Source organism: uncultured Sphingomonas sp. (genome assembly GCF_913776855.1).
GTDB lineage: Bacteria > Pseudomonadota > Alphaproteobacteria > Sphingomonadales > Sphingomonadaceae > Sphingomonas.
The window spans coordinates 1-15150 of the sequence record NZ_CAJYQD010000001.1 but is presented as its reverse complement, the minus strand read 5'-3'; the positions used below and the strand labels follow the sequence as shown (position 1 = coordinate 15150).

13 protein-coding genes and 1 pseudogene are annotated in these 15150 nt (G+C 65.5%); 11 read left to right on the top strand and 3 right to left on the bottom strand.

The genetic code is table 11. The features are described 5' to 3' along the window. Positions 1-7: 7 nt before the first annotated feature. Complete coding sequence (locus QZ755_RS00070) at positions 8-1525, bottom strand: tryptophan halogenase family protein (RefSeq protein WP_294318150.1); 1518 nt, start codon at positions 1523-1525, stop codon at positions 8-10. A 357-nt stretch (positions 1526-1882) separates the two neighbouring features. Between QZ755_RS00070 and QZ755_RS00065 the strand changes: the two genes are divergently transcribed. Beyond that, positions 1883-5224, top strand: a complete 3342-nt coding sequence (locus tag QZ755_RS00065) for a TonB-dependent receptor (RefSeq protein ID WP_294318147.1) — start codon at positions 1883-1885, stop codon at positions 5222-5224. A gap of 174 nt (positions 5225-5398) precedes the next feature. Here the strand turns inward: QZ755_RS00065 and QZ755_RS00060 are convergent, their stop codons facing one another. Further along, positions 5399-6910 carry a replicative DNA helicase gene (locus QZ755_RS00060; protein ID WP_294318144.1) on the bottom strand — a complete coding sequence of 504 codons (1512 nt, stop codon included), beginning with the start codon at positions 6908-6910 and terminating at the stop codon, positions 5399-5401. An 80-nt stretch (positions 6911-6990) separates the two neighbouring features. Between QZ755_RS00060 and QZ755_RS00055 the strand changes: the two genes are divergently transcribed. From QZ755_RS00055 to QZ755_RS00035, 5 genes are read left to right on the top strand one after another with little or no spacing between them, the layout of a single operon-like run. Then, the gene (locus QZ755_RS00055; protein ID WP_294318142.1) at positions 6991-7473 is read left to right on the top strand and encodes a UPF0262 family protein; all 483 of its coding nucleotides are present in this window, start codon (positions 6991-6993) and stop codon (positions 7471-7473) included. After that, positions 7470-8141: a GH25 family lysozyme gene (locus tag QZ755_RS00050; protein WP_294318139.1), complete on the top strand. Its 672-nt coding sequence runs from the start codon at positions 7470-7472 to the stop codon at positions 8139-8141. The genes QZ755_RS00055 and QZ755_RS00050 overlap by 4 nt, the downstream gene beginning before the upstream one ends. Next, positions 8138-8581 carry a cytidine deaminase gene (locus tag QZ755_RS00045; RefSeq protein ID WP_294318136.1) on the top strand — a complete coding sequence of 148 codons (444 nt, stop codon included), beginning with the start codon at positions 8138-8140 and terminating at the stop codon, positions 8579-8581. The genes QZ755_RS00050 and QZ755_RS00045 overlap by 4 nt, the downstream gene beginning before the upstream one ends. After that, positions 8578-9132: a dCTP deaminase gene (dcd, locus tag QZ755_RS00040; RefSeq protein WP_056450640.1), complete on the top strand. Its 555-nt coding sequence runs from the start codon at positions 8578-8580 to the stop codon at positions 9130-9132. The genes QZ755_RS00045 and dcd overlap by 4 nt, the downstream gene beginning before the upstream one ends. A gap of 2 nt (positions 9133-9134) precedes the next feature. Further along, positions 9135-9356, top strand: coding sequence for a hypothetical protein (locus QZ755_RS00035; protein WP_294318122.1), 222 nt, complete (start codon positions 9135-9137; stop codon positions 9354-9356). Here QZ755_RS00035 and QZ755_RS00030 read toward each other — a convergent pair. Continuing rightward, on the bottom strand, positions 9302-11467 hold the full coding sequence (locus tag QZ755_RS00030; protein WP_294318121.1) for a ComEC/Rec2 family competence protein: 2166 nt from the start codon (positions 11465-11467) through the stop codon (positions 9302-9304). The two genes, QZ755_RS00035 and QZ755_RS00030, sit on opposite strands and share 55 nt — an antisense overlap. A gap of 63 nt (positions 11468-11530) precedes the next feature. Between QZ755_RS00030 and gltX the strand changes: the two genes are divergently transcribed. The 5 genes and pseudogenes from gltX to QZ755_RS00005 all read left to right on the top strand — a co-directional run. Continuing rightward, positions 11531-12961 (top strand): glutamate--tRNA ligase, encoded by a 1431-nt coding sequence (gene gltX, locus QZ755_RS00025; RefSeq protein WP_294318119.1) that lies wholly within the window; start codon positions 11531-11533, stop codon positions 12959-12961. A gap of 18 nt (positions 12962-12979) precedes the next feature. Beyond that, on the top strand, positions 12980-14263 hold the full coding sequence (locus tag QZ755_RS00020; RefSeq protein ID WP_294318116.1) for a citrate synthase: 1284 nt from the start codon (positions 12980-12982) through the stop codon (positions 14261-14263). A 25-nt stretch (positions 14264-14288) separates the two neighbouring features. Beyond that, positions 14289-14471 carry a hypothetical protein gene (locus tag QZ755_RS00015; protein WP_294318113.1) on the top strand — a complete coding sequence of 61 codons (183 nt, stop codon included), beginning with the start codon at positions 14289-14291 and terminating at the stop codon, positions 14469-14471. A gap of 276 nt (positions 14472-14747) precedes the next feature. Then, complete coding sequence (locus QZ755_RS00010) at positions 14748-15056, top strand: STAS domain-containing protein (RefSeq protein WP_294318110.1); 309 nt, start codon at positions 14748-14750, stop codon at positions 15054-15056. Continuing rightward, positions 15053-15150, top strand: a pseudogene (locus QZ755_RS00005) (response regulator); the annotation flags it as partial. The gene QZ755_RS00010 and the pseudogene QZ755_RS00005, both read left to right, overlap by 4 nt.

Here is a 15150-nt window from a genome sequence, read left to right as displayed (position 1 = left end):
TCAGCCATTACGCGGCCAACCCGGCGGCGGCGGGCGATCGCCGGATATAGTCGGCATGATCCGGGGTCGCGCGTACCGCGTCCGCGACCTCCGCCCTGAGCGCCGCCGCCCGCTTCGCCAGCGCGCCGGCGTCGATTCCTGCGACCCGCGGGTCATGGGCATCGGGCACCAGCCCCTGCCCCACCATCACCGCGACCCAGCTGGGCGGCAGGAACAGTCCGAACTGATAGGGTACGATATAGCCCCGCGTCCGCCACAGATCGATCTTGTGCTGCAGACTGTCGGGCAGGGCCAGCGCGCGGAAATGGCGCCACATCGGGCTGTCGTCACGCTGCGTCGCGACATAGTGCAGCAGCAGGAAGTCGCGGACCCGTTCGTAATGCAGCGCCATCCGCCGGTTATATTCGTCGACATCCTCCGCCGCGAATCCCTGATCGGGGAACAGCGCCAGCAACTCGGTGATCCCGTCCTGGATCAGATGGATGGACGTCGATTCGAGCGGTTCGAGGAACCCGCCGGCCAGTCCGATCGCCACGACGTTGCGTTTCCAGAAATCGCGCCGCCGCCCCGTCGTGAAACGCAACCGGCGTGGCTCCGCCTGCATCGGCGCGTCGAGATTATCGACCAGCTGCTGCTGCGCATCGTCGTCCGAGATGAAGTCGCTGCAATAGACATGGCCGTTGCCGACCCGGTGCTGCAACGGGATGCGCCATTGCCACCCCGCCGTCCGCGCCGTCGCCCGCGTATAGGGGCCGAGCGGCCCACGGCTCTCGGTCGGCACCGCCACGGCACGGTTGCACGGCAGCCACCGGCTCCAGTCGTCATAGCCCGACTGCAACGCGCCCTCGATCAACAGGCCGCGAAACCCCGAACAATCGATGAACAGCTCACCACCGGTCACGCGCCCATCGGCCAGCGTGACGGTGCGGACGAAGCCGCTCTCGCCATCCAGTGCGACATCCACCACCTTCCCCTCGATCCGCTCGACACCCCGCGCTTCGGCATAGTGGCGCAGGAACCTGGCGTAGAGCGCGGCGTCGAACTGATAGGCATAGCCGAAGCTCGATTCGACCCGTCCGGGCACGCTGGCAGGATGACGGAAGCGGTTCTGTTCGGCGGCGACGATCGGATACGAATAATCGTCCAGCCGACCGGCATCTCCCAGGCCACGCAGCCGCAGCCATTGGTGATAGAAGGGGATGGCGTCGTCGCTCGGCCCGTAATTGCCGAACGGATGGATATAGCGGTCGCCGATTCGGCCCCAGTCGCGGAACTCGATACCTAGCTTGTAGGTCGCTTCGGTCGCGCGCATCAGTTCCGGTTCGGCGATGCCCAGCGTCGTATTGAACGCCCGGATATGCGGCAGCGTGGCTTCACCGACGCCGACCGTGCCGATCTCCTCCGATTCGATCAGCCGAACCGCGACGTTCAGACCTGCCAACCTGTTCGCAAGCGCAGCGGCGGTCATCCACCCCGCCGTGCCGCCACCGACGATGCAGACCGAAGCGATCCGGTCGCTGGTCATATGGCATCAACCCCGACAAATGCCTCCACCCGCATCACTCGACCCCCAGCCGTCCCTTTAACAATACATGTCGATTTCAATTACAACCGGAATAATTTGCCGCATCGCAACAATAGTCACAGTTGAGATCAATGTTCCTCCCTTATGAAAGGGCGGTTTCGTACGAAATTGTCAACGTAGTCATGAAAAATGTTACCGCTATCTTGTCCGACTAAATTGGATCAGTTATGCGGTGAATCGTAGCCGATCCTGTCGGTCGACGTCGTGTCACGCCACGATATTCGACCGAAAGGGACCGGACACAGGGGAAACCAGGACGGCCGGAACAACGGACCGCTTCAGGGAGGGGATATTGCGATGAGAACACAGGGATTCCGCTTGCGCTCCGGCTCGGCCAAGTGCCTGCTGATGGCGACGTCGGCGCTGACCTTGGCACTGACGCCATCGATCGCCGCGGCACAGACCGCCGCGACCGATCCGGAAGGCGAACCGGCCGTCACCTCGCAGGGGCCGCAGACGACCACCGACACCGAAATCGTGGTCACCGGTATTCGGGCCGCGCTGGAATCGGCCAAGGAAATCAAGCGCAAGTCGTCGACCTTCGTCGATTCGATCACCGCATCGGACATCGCGACCCTGCCCGATCTGTCGGTCGCCGAAGCGATCGGCCGTATTCCCGGCGTCACCATCTCGCGCTTCCCCACCGGCGGCGCCAGCCCCGACTTCCCCTCACCCGAAGGTCGCGGCAACCTCGTGCGCGGCCTCGGCTTCGTACGGTCGGAATTCAACGGGCGTGACGCCTTTTCGGCAAATGGCGGCCGCAGCCTCGACTTCTCCAGCATCCCGCCCGAACTGGTCGGCGGCGTCGACGTGTACAAGAATCAGAGCGCCGACCTGATCGAAGGCGGCATCGGCGGGTCGATCAACCTGCGCACGCTGGAACCGTTCGACAGCAAGAAGGACCTGTTCGTCGTCGCGGTCGACGGCACCTATTCCGACCTGCGCAAGAAATGGTCGCCACAGGCCAGCATCACCGCGGGCAAGCGCTGGAACACCGGGATCGGCGAATTCGGCATCCTCGGCTCCTATTCGCGCTCGCGCCTCGATTCGCGCATCCATGGCTGGCAGCAGAACGCGCCGATGCCGCGCGTGCTGAACGCCGCGGGCCAGGTGCCTGAAACGACTTTCACGGGCGCGAACAAGGTCAACGAGTTCACCGGTGTCGATCCGTCGCAGATCGTCGGCATCACCCCCGGTTTCCAGCTGCGCACGAACGATGTCGATCGCGAACGCATCAGCTATTACGTCGCGGCCCAGTGGAAGACCGATGGCCTTCAGCTGACCGGCAAGTACATTCGCGCCGAAAACAAGATCAACAGCATCGAACGCACCTTCGAATGGTTCCCCGAACACGACACCGGCACCACCGCCGGCGTGTCGGATATCGTCATCAACAAGAATTGGGGTTCGGCCGGCACCCCGATGTGCAGCGGCCCCGGTGGCTTCCCGTCCAATCCCGGTGACTGCGAACGGCTGATCCCGGTGCGCGGCGGCCTGATGGAATCGGGCTATGTCACCAACAACGCCGATTCGTGGACCGGCGCGCGCGGTTCGCCGGTCGGTTCGCTCGGCATCGGCAAGATCGAGGAAGCGACGACCGAGGATTTCAGCCTCAACCTGAAATGGAACGCGACCGACCGCCTGTTCATCACCCTCGACGGTCAGTACACCAAGGCCGACGCGCGCCAGCGCTCGATCTGGGGCGGGATGAACACCTATCTCAACTGGAAAATCCGGCACGACCTCGACAATCCGTCGATCGAATTCCTGATCGACCCGCAGCACCGGTTCAATCCGGGCAATACTCGCTTCACCGGCGATAGCGCCGCCAGCGGGACCACCGCCGGCGTATTCATCCCGACGCCGACCAGCACCGCCGACTTCAACGGGTCGACGTGGCAGTTCGCCGCCGATCAGTTCCAGGTCGGCACCGGCGACCTGAAGGCCTTCCGTGGCGACCTCGCCTATGACGTGTCGGGCGGCGAAGGTCTGGCCAGCTGGTTCGACAGCGTGAAATTCGGCGCGCGTTATTCGGAACGCAGCCAGGTCAACTCGGAAATGGCACTCAACTGGGGCTCGATCGCGCCGGCATGGGACGGCCGCGGCGGCTTCGCGGTGGCCGGCACCTTCCAGAACCCGTCAAAGGGGTTCGAGGCGGTCAGCTTCAACGACTTCTTCCGTGGCGGCGTTGTGCAGGGCGCGAACAATTCGTTCGTGTTCGTGAACCAAGACCTGTTGTCGAGCTATGCGAACTTCCGCAACTATCTGAACAGCGAACCACAGCTGGCGAACAACAACTACGGCTGGGTTCCGCGCGGCACGTCGGACGGTTCGCGCTTCGGCAATCCGATCTTCCGTCCGGAAGACACGTCGAACATCGCCGAAAAGACGCGCAACGCCTATGTCCGCGTCGATTTCAAGCATGAGTTCGACAACGACATGTCGGTCGATGGCAATATCGGCGTCCGCTACGTTCGCACCGATCTCGACTCCTCGGGTTTCCAGGCGTTCCGCCCGTTCGTCGAAGACATCCAGACGCCGGCGGTCACCAACGGCGTACGTACCCGCACCGACGATGCGGAAAGCCGCGACGATCCACGCGACTTCCTGCCACAGACGGTGGCCTATGCCGCACAGAACGCCATCCCGCGCACCCTCAAGCTGAAGGACGAGCATTGGCTGCCGTCGTTCAACCTGAAATGGAACCTGAACCGCGAGATGCTGTTCCGCGCCGCCTATAGCAAGGGGTTGAGCCGGCCGAACGTGCAGGACCTGCGCGCGTCGCAGGAATATGTGCCCACGGTCACCCGTATCGCGTTCCCGCAGATCACCGATCGCAACGATCCGCTGTTCGGCATCGATCGCGGTGCGCAGAGCATCACGCCGGCCGAAATCCGCGTCAGCCGCGGCAACCCGTTCCTGAAACCGACCACCGCCGACAGCTTCGACCTGTCGTACGAATGGTATTTCAAGGGCGGCTATCTGTCGGTCGCGGGCTTCTACAAGGATCTGCGCAACATCATTACCAATGGCGACCTGCCGCTGGGATCGGTGACGCTGGATGGGCGGCAGGTGCCGATCATCTATAACGGTCCGGTGAACCAGGCGAAGGCGACCGTGAAGGGCGTCGAGATCGGCTATCAGCAGTTCTTCGACTTCCTGCCCGGACCGCTGAAGCATCTGGGGTTCCAGGGGAACTACACGTTCATCGATGCCAAGACGACGCCGCCCGCCAATGGCGTGGACAGCGATGGCGACGGCGTGCCGGACGACGTGACCACCGTGTTCCGCTGGGGCGTCGACGACCTGCTGGGCCAGTCGAAGCACATCGCCAACGCGGTCGGCATCTATCAGGACAAGATCGTCGAGGCGCGGCTCGCCTATAACTGGCGTTCGTCGTACCTGACGACATATCGTGATTATGTGACGGGCAACCCGATCTACAACTCGGCGGCCGGCTTCCTCGACGCCTCGCTGAAGTTCAACATCGACAACCTGCAGATCCGCGGATCGATCGCCAACATCCTCGACACCAAGAGCAAGGCGCGGTCCTATATCGATGCCAGCGGCCAGTTGTACGACCGGTTCAGCTTCCTGAACGACCGTCGTATCGTGGTCGGCGTGCTGTTCCGCATCTAAGCCCCGGAGCGGAACGACTGGGGAGGTGCCCGCGCGGCGCCTCCCCATTTCTTTTGGGCTTTCCAGCGTTCCGACCTGCTGCCGTCACCCCAGAGCAGACCGGGGTCTCGAACGGCCTTGCCGCGCACTATCGCGAAGCGATGCCAGCCTTCGCTGGCATGACGAGATAGTCCCCTATTCCTCCAGCCCGCTGAACCCGCCGCCGGCATAATCGCTGAACTTGGTGATCTGCGGCTCGAACTTCAGGGTGACCTTCCCCGTCGCGCCGTGACGCTGCTTGGCGATGATAAGCTCGGCCAGGCCATAGACCCGTTCCATATCCATCGCCCATTTGGCGTGATCCTCGAAAATCTTTGCGTCGTCGCCGTCACGCGGGCGCTTCGGCTCCTTCGCCGCGACGTAATAATCCTCACGGTACACGAACCACACCATGTCGGCGTCCTGCTCGATCGAGCCGGATTCGCGTAGATCGGACAGCTGCGGCCGTTTGTCCTCGCGCTGTTCGACCGCGCGCGACAGCTGCGACAGCGCCATCACCGGCACACCGATGTCCTTGGCCAGCGTCTTCAATCCGCGGGAAATCTCCGAGATTTCCTGCACGCGGTTGTCGCTGCCCTTGCCCGATCCCTGCAACAGCTGAAGATAGTCGACGACCACCAGCCCCAGCTCGCCATCCAGCTTGCGCTGCAACCGGCGAACGCGGGTATGCAGGCCGGAGATGGAAAGGCCGGCGGTATCGTCGATATAGAGCGGCAACTGCTCCAGATCGGCGGCGGCATTGGCGAGACGGGTGAAATCCTCCTTGCGGATCTTGCCCATGCGGAGCGCTTCGGAACTGATCGCCGCCTGCTCTGCCATGATACGCGTCGCGAGCTGGTCGGCGGACATTTCGAGGCTGAAGAACGCGACCTTCGCGCCGACCGACTTGCCCTTTTCCATGCCCGCGCGCTGGTCGTCCATGTACCGCTGCGCCGCATTGAAGGCGATGTTGGTGGCGAGCGACGTCTTCCCCATGCCGGGACGGCCGGCCAGGATGATGAGATCGCTGTGGTGCATACCGCCGATCCGGCCGTTGACCGAATCGAGGCCGGTGGTGACGCCAGACAGGCCGCCGCCCGAATTCATCGCCCGTTCGGCCATGCGGACCGCCATGGTCGTCGCCTGCGCGAACGACTTGACCGCATTGGCGGTCGTCCCCTCCGCCGCGACCTTGAACAGCGCCTCTTCCGCCGCCTCGATCTGCTTCTTGGGATCGACCTCGGTCGAGGTGTCGGTGGCATTTTCCACCAGCGTGCGGCCAACGGTGATGAGCGCGCGCAGCTGCGCCAGGTCGTAGATCTGCTGCGCGAACTGTCGTGCGCCGATCAGGCTGGCGTTGCTGCCGGTAATCTCCACCAGATATTGCGTGCCGCCGCGTGGCGCGAGCAATTCGTCGCCATCGAACATCGGCCGAAGCGTCACGGGACTGGCGATCATGCCGGTACGGCGCACGTCGCGGATGCGTTCGAAGATGCGGGCGTGCGCGGGATCGTAGAAATGTTCGATGTCCAGCCGCTCGACCATGTCGTCGGCAAGGCCGTTGTCGATCAGCATCGCGCCCAGCAGGGCGGCCTCCGCATCGACATTGTGGGGCACGCGCGGGGGTTGCGGGGGAGTACCCCCGCCGATGCTGTGAACAGTAGCCATATCCCCCTCTCCCATTCCCGGCGTTTCGCGGCAAGCGAAAGGGGCTGGGGAAACGACCGACAACTCGCTAAGTGCGGCGGATGGCCGACCCGCGGATCATCGATGTCACCCTCGACGAGCGCACGATCCTGTGGCGCAGTGCCGACATTGAACAGGAACGCCGCATCGCGATCTTCGACCTGCTGGAGGCGAATCACTTCGCCCCGCAACGCGAGACGCCGGACAATTATGCCGGTCCCTATCGCGTCGCGCTGTCGGTGCCGGAGGGGCGGCTGGCGATCGACATATCGCGCGAAGACGGCACGCTGGTCGAAACGCTGGTACTGGGCATGGCGCGGCTGCGCCGTCCGATCCGCGACTATTTCGCGATCTGCGACAGCTATTACAAAGCCATCCGCCAGGCGACCCCGCACGAGATCGAGACGATCGACATGGCCCGTCGCGGCATCCACAACGAAGCGGCGGAGGCATTGCGCGCACGGCTGGACGGCAAGGTCGAAATCGATTTCGACACCGCCCGCCGCCTGTTCACCCTGATCTGCGTGCTGCATATCAAGGGATGACCAAGAACCGGAATATCGCGATCCTGCTGGTCCTGCTCCCACTGCTGTTCATCATGGCGTGGCGGTGGGCACTTGGCTGGCATCCGGACCAGAAACGCTTTCCCGTGCAGGGCCTGACGGTTTCGGCCGGCAGCGGCCCGGTCGATTGGGGCATGGTGCGGGCGCGCGGAGCGGACTTCGCCTTCGTCACCGCCTCGAACGGTGCGACCCGTGATCCGGCGTTCGAGGCCAATTGGAACGGCGCGCATGATGCCGGGCTGCGCCACGGCGCGCTGCACGTCCTTTCGCTGTGCGAACCGACCGCCGATCAGGTGACCGCCTATCTGACCACCGTGCCGCGTGCCGCCGACGCGCTGCCCGCCACCCTGGCGCTCGACTTCGCCGATGACTGCGACGTGCGGCCGACCCGTGCGCAGGTGATGACCGCCATCCGCGGGTTTCTCGGCCCCGCCGAATATCATGACGGGCGGCCGATGATGCTGCGCATTTCACCCGCGTTCGAACGCGAATATCGGGTGAGCGAGGCGATCGTCCGGCCGCTATGGGCGACGCGCCGTTTCTTCGAACCCGACTATCTGGCGCGGCCGTGGCGGATGTGGCAGGCGAACCCCGCGCGCAACGTCGATGGCGTCGCCCATCCTGTCGCCTGGAGTGTAGCCGCCCAATGACCGAACCCGCCCAATTGATCGAGGCGGCACGCGCCGCCGCCGCCCATGCCCACGCGCCCTATTCGCGCTTCGCCGTCGGGGCCGCGCTGCTGCTGACCGACGGGTCGATCGTCACCGGCACCAATTTCGAAAACGCCAGCTACGGCCTGTCGCTGTGCGCCGAAACGGTCGCGACCGCGACCGCCAGCGGTGCTGGCAAGCTCGACCAGATCGTCGCGGTCGGCATCGTCGGCGGGCGGATGGGCGAAGCGGATACCGCGCCGATCCGTCCCTGCGGCCGCTGCCGGCAGGTGCTGAACGAAGCGGCCCAGATGGGCGGGCGCGATCTGGCGGTTTACTGTTCCGGCCTTGGCGGCGGCGACATCGAGACGCATCGGCTGGCCGATCTGTTGCCGCACGCCTTCGGGCCGGGCGATCTGGGCATTGGGGGAAAAGCATGACCATCCTGTCGGACCATTGGATTCGCGAACAGGCGCTGGCGACGGGGATGATCGAACCCTTCGTCGAATCGCAGCGGCGCGAGGGCTGCATCAGCTACGGCCTGTCGTCCTATGGCTATGACGCGCGGGTGTCGGACGAGTTCAAGATCTTCACCAATGTCGATTCGGCGGTGGTCGACCCCAAGGACTTTGCCCAGAACAGCTTCGTCGATCGCAAGACCGATGTGTGCATCATTCCGCCCAACAGTTTTGCGCTGGCCCGCACCGTCGAATATTTCCGCGTGCCCCGCGACGTGCTGGTCATCTGCCTCGGCAAGTCGACCTATGCCCGGTGCGGCATCATCGTGAACGTGACCCCGCTGGAACCGGAATGGGAAGGTCATGTGACGCTGGAGTTTTCCAACACCACCCCGCTGCCCGCCAAAATCTACGCCAACGAAGGCGCGTGCCAGTTCCTGTTCCTGAAGGGCGACCAGCCCTGCGGCACCAGCTATGCCGACCGTGCCGGGAAATATATGGGCCAGCGCGGCGTGACCCTGCCGCGGCTCTGACGATGATCGGGCGCCACTGGACCGCGCGCAGCGGCGCCATGCGATCGGTTGCGGTGCTGCCGATCCTCGCGCTGTTCGCCCCCCGGTTACCGCTGCCCTGGGCGTTCGGGATCGGAAGTGCGCTGATCGCATGGTTCGCGTTCGTCTGCGCACGGGTTGCGATCAACGATCATCGGCGGGCGTCGGAGACGCCACCGTTCCGCCCGTTCCGCCGCTCGCGATAGGGCAGGCGCGGCGGCCCGATCGTCGGCGGCGCTTCCCATGGATGCTGCCCGCCGCGTCGCACCGTCGTCACTCGCCCGGCCGATAACGTCACCGCCACGCCGCCGGTCCGCGCCAGCGTCGCGCGGTCGAGCTTCAGCCAGCGCGGGGTACATTTGTCGGGCAGCCGCCGCTCGCTGACCACGATGTCGGCACGGGCACAGGCGACGATCAACTCCGCCCACGGCACCGCATAGCCGCTCCGTGTGGCGAGGATCGTCCACATCCGTCCACCGGCCGTCCGCCGCGCGATGCACAGGTCCGGGCTGCACCGGGCGCCGGGCTGTTCGGACAGCGGCGGGAGTTCGCCGATCACGCCGCCGCCCTCGCCCAGCGTCGATCGGACATACTCCCCCGCCCGGTCGCGCAATATCGCCATGCCGCCATCGTCGGTCGCCAACGCCAGATGCCGACCGTCCCCCGTCACCAGCAAATCGGGCGCAGGCGTCGCCAAGGCCCAGACCGCCCCCGCAATCAACGGCACGACGCCCCAGCGTCGCCATCGCGTCCGCCACAGCGCGATCCACAACCCGCCCGCGACCATCAGCGCAAACGCTCCGTCGGGCATCGCCGGCAGCGCCGCGACCGACCCCGGCGCCGACGATACCAGGTGCGCGATCCACAACAGCAACGCCAGCGACCGCTCGACCGCCCACCATGCCGGCGCGCCCAACCCGACCGGATCGAGCAGCAGCGCCAGCGCCTCCAACGGCATGGTGACGAAGGTCGTCAGCGGGATCGCAAAGATATTGGCCAGCGCGCCGTACAGCCCGGCGGTGTGGAAGTGATACAGACCGATCGGCATCAACGCCGCCTCGACCGCGACACCGGTCAGCAGCAGCGACCCCAGCTCGCGCAGCAGCCGCCAGCCGATCGCCTCCTCACGCTTCAGGAACCAGCCGCGCACCGCCGGATGCTCGTGCAGCGCGACGATCGCGGTGACGGCGACAAAGCTCAGCTGGAAACTGGGTCCGGCAAGCGATTCCGGCAGGACCAGCAACACCAGCAACGCGCCCGTCGCGATCATCCGCAGCGTTATCGCCTCCCGCCCCAGCGACAGCGCCGCCAGCACCAGCAGCGCCGCGATGCACGACCGCACTGTCGGCACGTCCGCCCCCGACAGCCAGGTATAGAACAGCGCGGCGCACGCCCCCGCCCCAGCCGCCACGACCGGCAACCGCACCCGGAGCGCCAGTGGCGGGAACAGCGCCAGCAGCTTCAGCACCAGCGTCATCGTCGCCACCACGACCGCCGTGACGTGCAACCCGCTGATCGACAACAGATGGGCGAGGCCCGACCGCCGCATCGCCTCGGCATCGTCCTCGGCAATCGCGCCCCGGTCACCGGTGACGAAGGCAGCGGCGATCCCGCCAGTGCTGCCCTCCACCCGCGACAGGATATGGTGGGTCAGCCGGTCGCGCAGCGCCGTATTGCCCGGATCACCCGCAGCGACCACCCGCACCGGCGCAAAGCCCCGCCCGGTCGCACCCAGCCCCTGAAACCACGCCGCCCGCGCGAAGTCATAGGCGCTCGGCACGGCGGCGGTCGGCGGCGGCATCAACCGCGCCCTGAGCGCGATCCGCGCGCCCGGAACCACGCCTCTCGGCACATCCTGTTCGGCCAGGTTGACGCGGATCCGCGGCGGCAATGCGGCGGCGACGTCGGGTCTGAGCGTCAGCCGCACCGCCTCACGTGCCGGCAGTGGCTCAACCCGCTCGACCATGCCCTCGAACGCTGCCACCACCGGCCGGGCCAGCACCGGCGCGGCGACCCGTTCGGCGCGCCACCACACCAGCGCACAGCCCAGCATCGCTAGCGTCCCGGCCATCGTCACCGCCCGCGCGGTGCGCGTGCCCCAGGGCAGCACGGCCCCCGCCAGCACGATCGACAGTGCCAGCAACAGGAACGCGACCCACGCCCCCTGCCCCGGCAACACGAACCATGCCGCAATACCCGCCCCCAGCGCGACCGGCATCCACAGCGGCAATTGCCCCCGTTCCGCCTCCGCCAGCGCCTCCATCGCGCCAAGGAACCGATGCGGGGGGCGCACGGTTTGAAGCGTGCCGGGTGCCATGCTAGGGGCGGTCGCGGCTGAATGGGCCATCATGTTTCACCCGATGTCTGGGGGTATCCGCGCTTGGGCGCAACCAATTCCGCGACGCCTGTCGTCACCCGTTTCGCACCGTCCCCGACGGGCTTTCTGCATATCGGCGGCGCGCGCACCGCGCTGTTCAACTGGCTCTATGCCCGTCGCCACGGCGGCCGGTTCCTGCTGCGCATCGAGGATACCGATCGCGCGCGGTCGACCCAGCCGGCGATCGACGCCATTCTGGAAGGAATGCGCTGGCTCGGCCTCGACTGGGACGGCGACGCCGTATTCCAGTTCGCCCGCGCCGACCGCCATGCCGCGGTCGCGCACCAGTTGCTCGACGCCGGCCACGCCTATCGCTGCTACGCGACGCCTGAGGAGCTGACGGCGCTACGCGACGAACAGCGCGCCGCCGGCAAGCCGATCCGTTATGACGGCCGCTGGCGCGACCGTTCGCCCGAGGATGCCCCGACAGGCGCGCCGTTCGTCGTCCGGTTGAAGGCACCGAAGGAAGGAGCGGTCACGATCTCCGACCAGGTGCAGGGTGACGTCACCGTCGCCAATGCCGAGCTGGACGATTTCGTGCTGCTGCGTTCCGACGGCACGCCGACCTATATGCTCGCGGTCGTCGTCGACGATCACGACATGGGCGTGACCCATGTCATCCGCGGTGACGATCACCTCAACAATGCTTTCCGCCAGCTCGCGCTGATCCGCGCGATGGACACGGTAGAGGGCGGTTGGCCCGATCCGGTCTATGCTCATGTCCCGCTGATCCACGGCGCCGACGGAGCGAAGCTGTCGAAACGGCACGGAGCGCTGGGCGTCGAGGCCTATCGCGACGAACTGGGCGTCCTGCCCGAGGCGCTCAACAACTATCTCCTGCGCCTCGGCTGGGGGCATGGCGATGAAGAGATCATCAGCCGCGAGCGCGCGACCGAGGTGTTCGACCTGTCCGGCGTCGGACGTTCCCCGTCCCGTTTCGATACGAAGAAGCTGCTGAACCTCAACGGCCACTATATCCGCGAGGCAGACGATGTCCGCCTGACTGAACTGGTCGTGCAGCGTCTTCCGCAAGGGATCGACCGCGATCTGCTGCAACGCGCCATGCCGGTGCTGAAGGTCCGTGCGGCGGACATCAACGAACTGGCAGCCAATGCAGCGTTCTTTTTCCGCTCGCGCCCGCTGGCGATGGACGACGGCGCAACCACGCTGCTGACGCCCGAAGCACGCGCGATCCTTACGCAGCTGCACGCCAAGCTTGACGCACTCGCAGCATGGGATACGGAGGCGATCGAAGCTGCGGTACGCGAAGTGGCGGAGGCGGCGGGGTTGAAGCTGGGTGCCGCCGCGCAACCGCTTCGCGCCGCGCTGACGGGTTCGCGCACCTCACCGGGCATTTTCGACGTACTGGCCCTGCTCGGCCGCGCCGAAAGCCTGGGCCGCATCGAAGACCAGATGGCCAAATCGGCCGCATAACGTAACAGGAGACGCCGAATGGCCGAAGACGCTAAGCTGCACGTTGCGGGCAAGGACGTCCAATATCCGGTACGGTCGGGCACCATCGGTCCCGACGTGATCGACATCCGCAAGCTCTATGCCCAGACCGGCACCTTCACCTACGATCCGGGCTTCACCTCGACCGCGAGCTGCGACTCGGCGCTGACCTATATCGACGGTGATGAAGGGGTGCTGCTGCACCGCGGCTATCCGATCGGGCAGCTGGCCGAAGAGTCGAGCTTCATGGAAGTCGCCTATCTGCTGCTGAACGGCGAACTGCCGTCGGGCGACGAACTGAACAAGTTCACCGGCACGATCACCCGCCACACCATGCTGCACGAACAGCTGGCGGGCTTTTATCGGGGTTTCCGTCGCGACGCGCACCCGATGGCGGTGATGTGCGGCGTGGTCGGCGCGCTGTCGGCCTTCTACCACGATTCGACCGACATCACCGATCCGCACCAGCGGATGGTCGCGTCGCATCGCCTGATCGCGAAGATGCCGACGATCGCCGCCATGGCGTACAAGTACAGCGTGGGGCAGCCGTTCATCTATCCGAAGAACGACCTGAGCTACACCGGCAACTTCCTGCGCATGACCTTCGGCGTGCCGGCGGAGGAATATGAAGTGAACCCGGTCGTCGAAAAGGCGCTCGACCGCATCTTCATCCTGCACGCCGACCATGAACAGAACGCATCGACCTCGACCGTGCGTCTGGCCGGGTCGTCGGGTGCCAATCCGTTCGCCTGCATCGCGGCGGGCATCGCCTGCCTGTGGGGTCCGGCACATGGCGGTGCCAACGAAGCCGCGCTCAACATGCTGCGCGAGATCGGCACCCCCGACCGCATCCCGGAATATATCGCCCGTGCGAAGAACAAGGACGATCCGTTCCGCCTGATGGGCTTCGGCCACCGCGTGTACAAGAATTACGATCCGCGCGCGACCGTCATGCAGAAGACCGTGCGCGAAGTGTTCGACTCGCTTGGCGTCAACGATCCGGTGTTCGAAACCGCGCTGCAGCTGGAGGAAATTGCGCTCAACGACGATTACTTCCGCGAGAAGAAGCTGTTCCCGAACGTCGACTTCTATTCGGGCGTCATCCTGTCGGCGATCGGGTTCCCGACCACCATGTTCACCGCGCTGTTCGCGCTCGCCCGCACCGTCGGCTGGGTCGCGCAGTGGAACGAGATGATCTCGGACCCCGAACAGAAGATCGGCCGCCCGCGGCAGCTCTATACCGGCCCAACGCAGCGCGACTACGTGCCCGTGGGTCAGCGCTGATATGCGCATCGTCCGGCGCACATTGATGATCGTAGGTGCGATCTTTGCGTTCGTCGGACTGTTCTGGCTGGGTCAGGGGATGGGAATCATCCGCTGGCCCGCCAGTTCGTTCATGATCGACCAGTATCTCTGGGTCGTCAGCGGATCGGTGATTGCGGCCCTGGGCCTGCTCCTGGTCCTGATTGCCCGCCGCCTGCCGCGGCGCTGACGCGAGTCGCCACGACCGCGCCAAGCCCCGCCCGAATGCGGGCAGCCGACGTTTTGCCCACCGGGTCCGATTTATTGCGGGATTCAGCCTCCGACGGTTCCGCCGCGGCAAGCGCGACCGCCGCCGTTCGATCCGCAACGCATGGTTAATGCCCGGATTTTCCCGGCCACGTAATTTGCGACCGCGAATCCACGATTCCACAGGCGAATTGCGCATTTAAATCGATATTAATCGCTACGTGCGACGAAGACTCCGGTTTTTCGGGGTCGAATTCGTATGACGTGTACCTTTTCCCTGCCTGCTGACCTCAGCATGACATCGGTCGCTGCCGTGGCGGACGACCTGCGCGCGCTGCCGCTCGGCGACGATGTGCTGCTCGACGTCTCCGCCCTTGCCGCGCCTGACCTGAGCGTCGTGCAACTGATCCATAGCCTCCGCAGCGAAGCCACGGCGCAGGGCGGCGAGGTCCGCCTGTCCACGCCCGCCGGCGAAGCGCTGACCGCCCTTCTGCATCGCGGCGGGTTCACCGACGCGATGACCCCCGACGACAACGCCTTCTGGTTCCACGGAGTCCCGCTGCAATGACCGCTTCCATTCTCGCCGTAGATGATTCCGCCAGCCTGCGCATGGCGATCCGCATCGCGCTGACCGGTGCCGGCTATACCGTGACCGAGGCCGG

Excerpts from the sequence above, each read along its gene's own strand:
- QZ755_RS00070 (WP_294318150.1), bottom strand. The coding sequence starts at position 1,525 with ATGACCAGCGACCGGATCGCTTCGGTCTGCATCGTCGGTGGCGGCACG.
- QZ755_RS00065 (WP_294318147.1), top strand. The coding sequence starts at position 1,883 with ATGAGAACACAGGGATTCCGCTTGCGCTCCGGCTCGGCCAAGTGCCTG.
- QZ755_RS00060 (WP_294318144.1), bottom strand. The coding sequence starts at position 6,910 with ATGGCTACTGTTCACAGCATCGGCGGGGGTACTCCCCCGCAACCCCCG.
- QZ755_RS00055 (WP_294318142.1), top strand. The coding sequence starts at position 6,991 with ATGGCCGACCCGCGGATCATCGATGTCACCCTCGACGAGCGCACGATC.
- QZ755_RS00050 (WP_294318139.1), top strand. The coding sequence starts at position 7,470 with ATGACCAAGAACCGGAATATCGCGATCCTGCTGGTCCTGCTCCCACTG.
- QZ755_RS00045 (WP_294318136.1), top strand. The coding sequence starts at position 8,138 with ATGACCGAACCCGCCCAATTGATCGAGGCGGCACGCGCCGCCGCCGCC.
- dcd (WP_056450640.1), top strand. The coding sequence starts at position 8,578 with ATGACCATCCTGTCGGACCATTGGATTCGCGAACAGGCGCTGGCGACG.
- QZ755_RS00035 (WP_294318122.1), top strand. The coding sequence starts at position 9,135 with ATGATCGGGCGCCACTGGACCGCGCGCAGCGGCGCCATGCGATCGGTT.
- QZ755_RS00030 (WP_294318121.1), bottom strand. The coding sequence starts at position 11,467 with ATGGCACCCGGCACGCTTCAAACCGTGCGCCCCCCGCATCGGTTCCTT.
- QZ755_RS00020 (WP_294318116.1), top strand. The coding sequence starts at position 12,980 with ATGGCCGAAGACGCTAAGCTGCACGTTGCGGGCAAGGACGTCCAATAT.
- QZ755_RS00015 (WP_294318113.1), top strand. The coding sequence starts at position 14,289 with ATGATCGTAGGTGCGATCTTTGCGTTCGTCGGACTGTTCTGGCTGGGT.
- QZ755_RS00010 (WP_294318110.1), top strand. The coding sequence starts at position 14,748 with ATGACGTGTACCTTTTCCCTGCCTGCTGACCTCAGCATGACATCGGTC.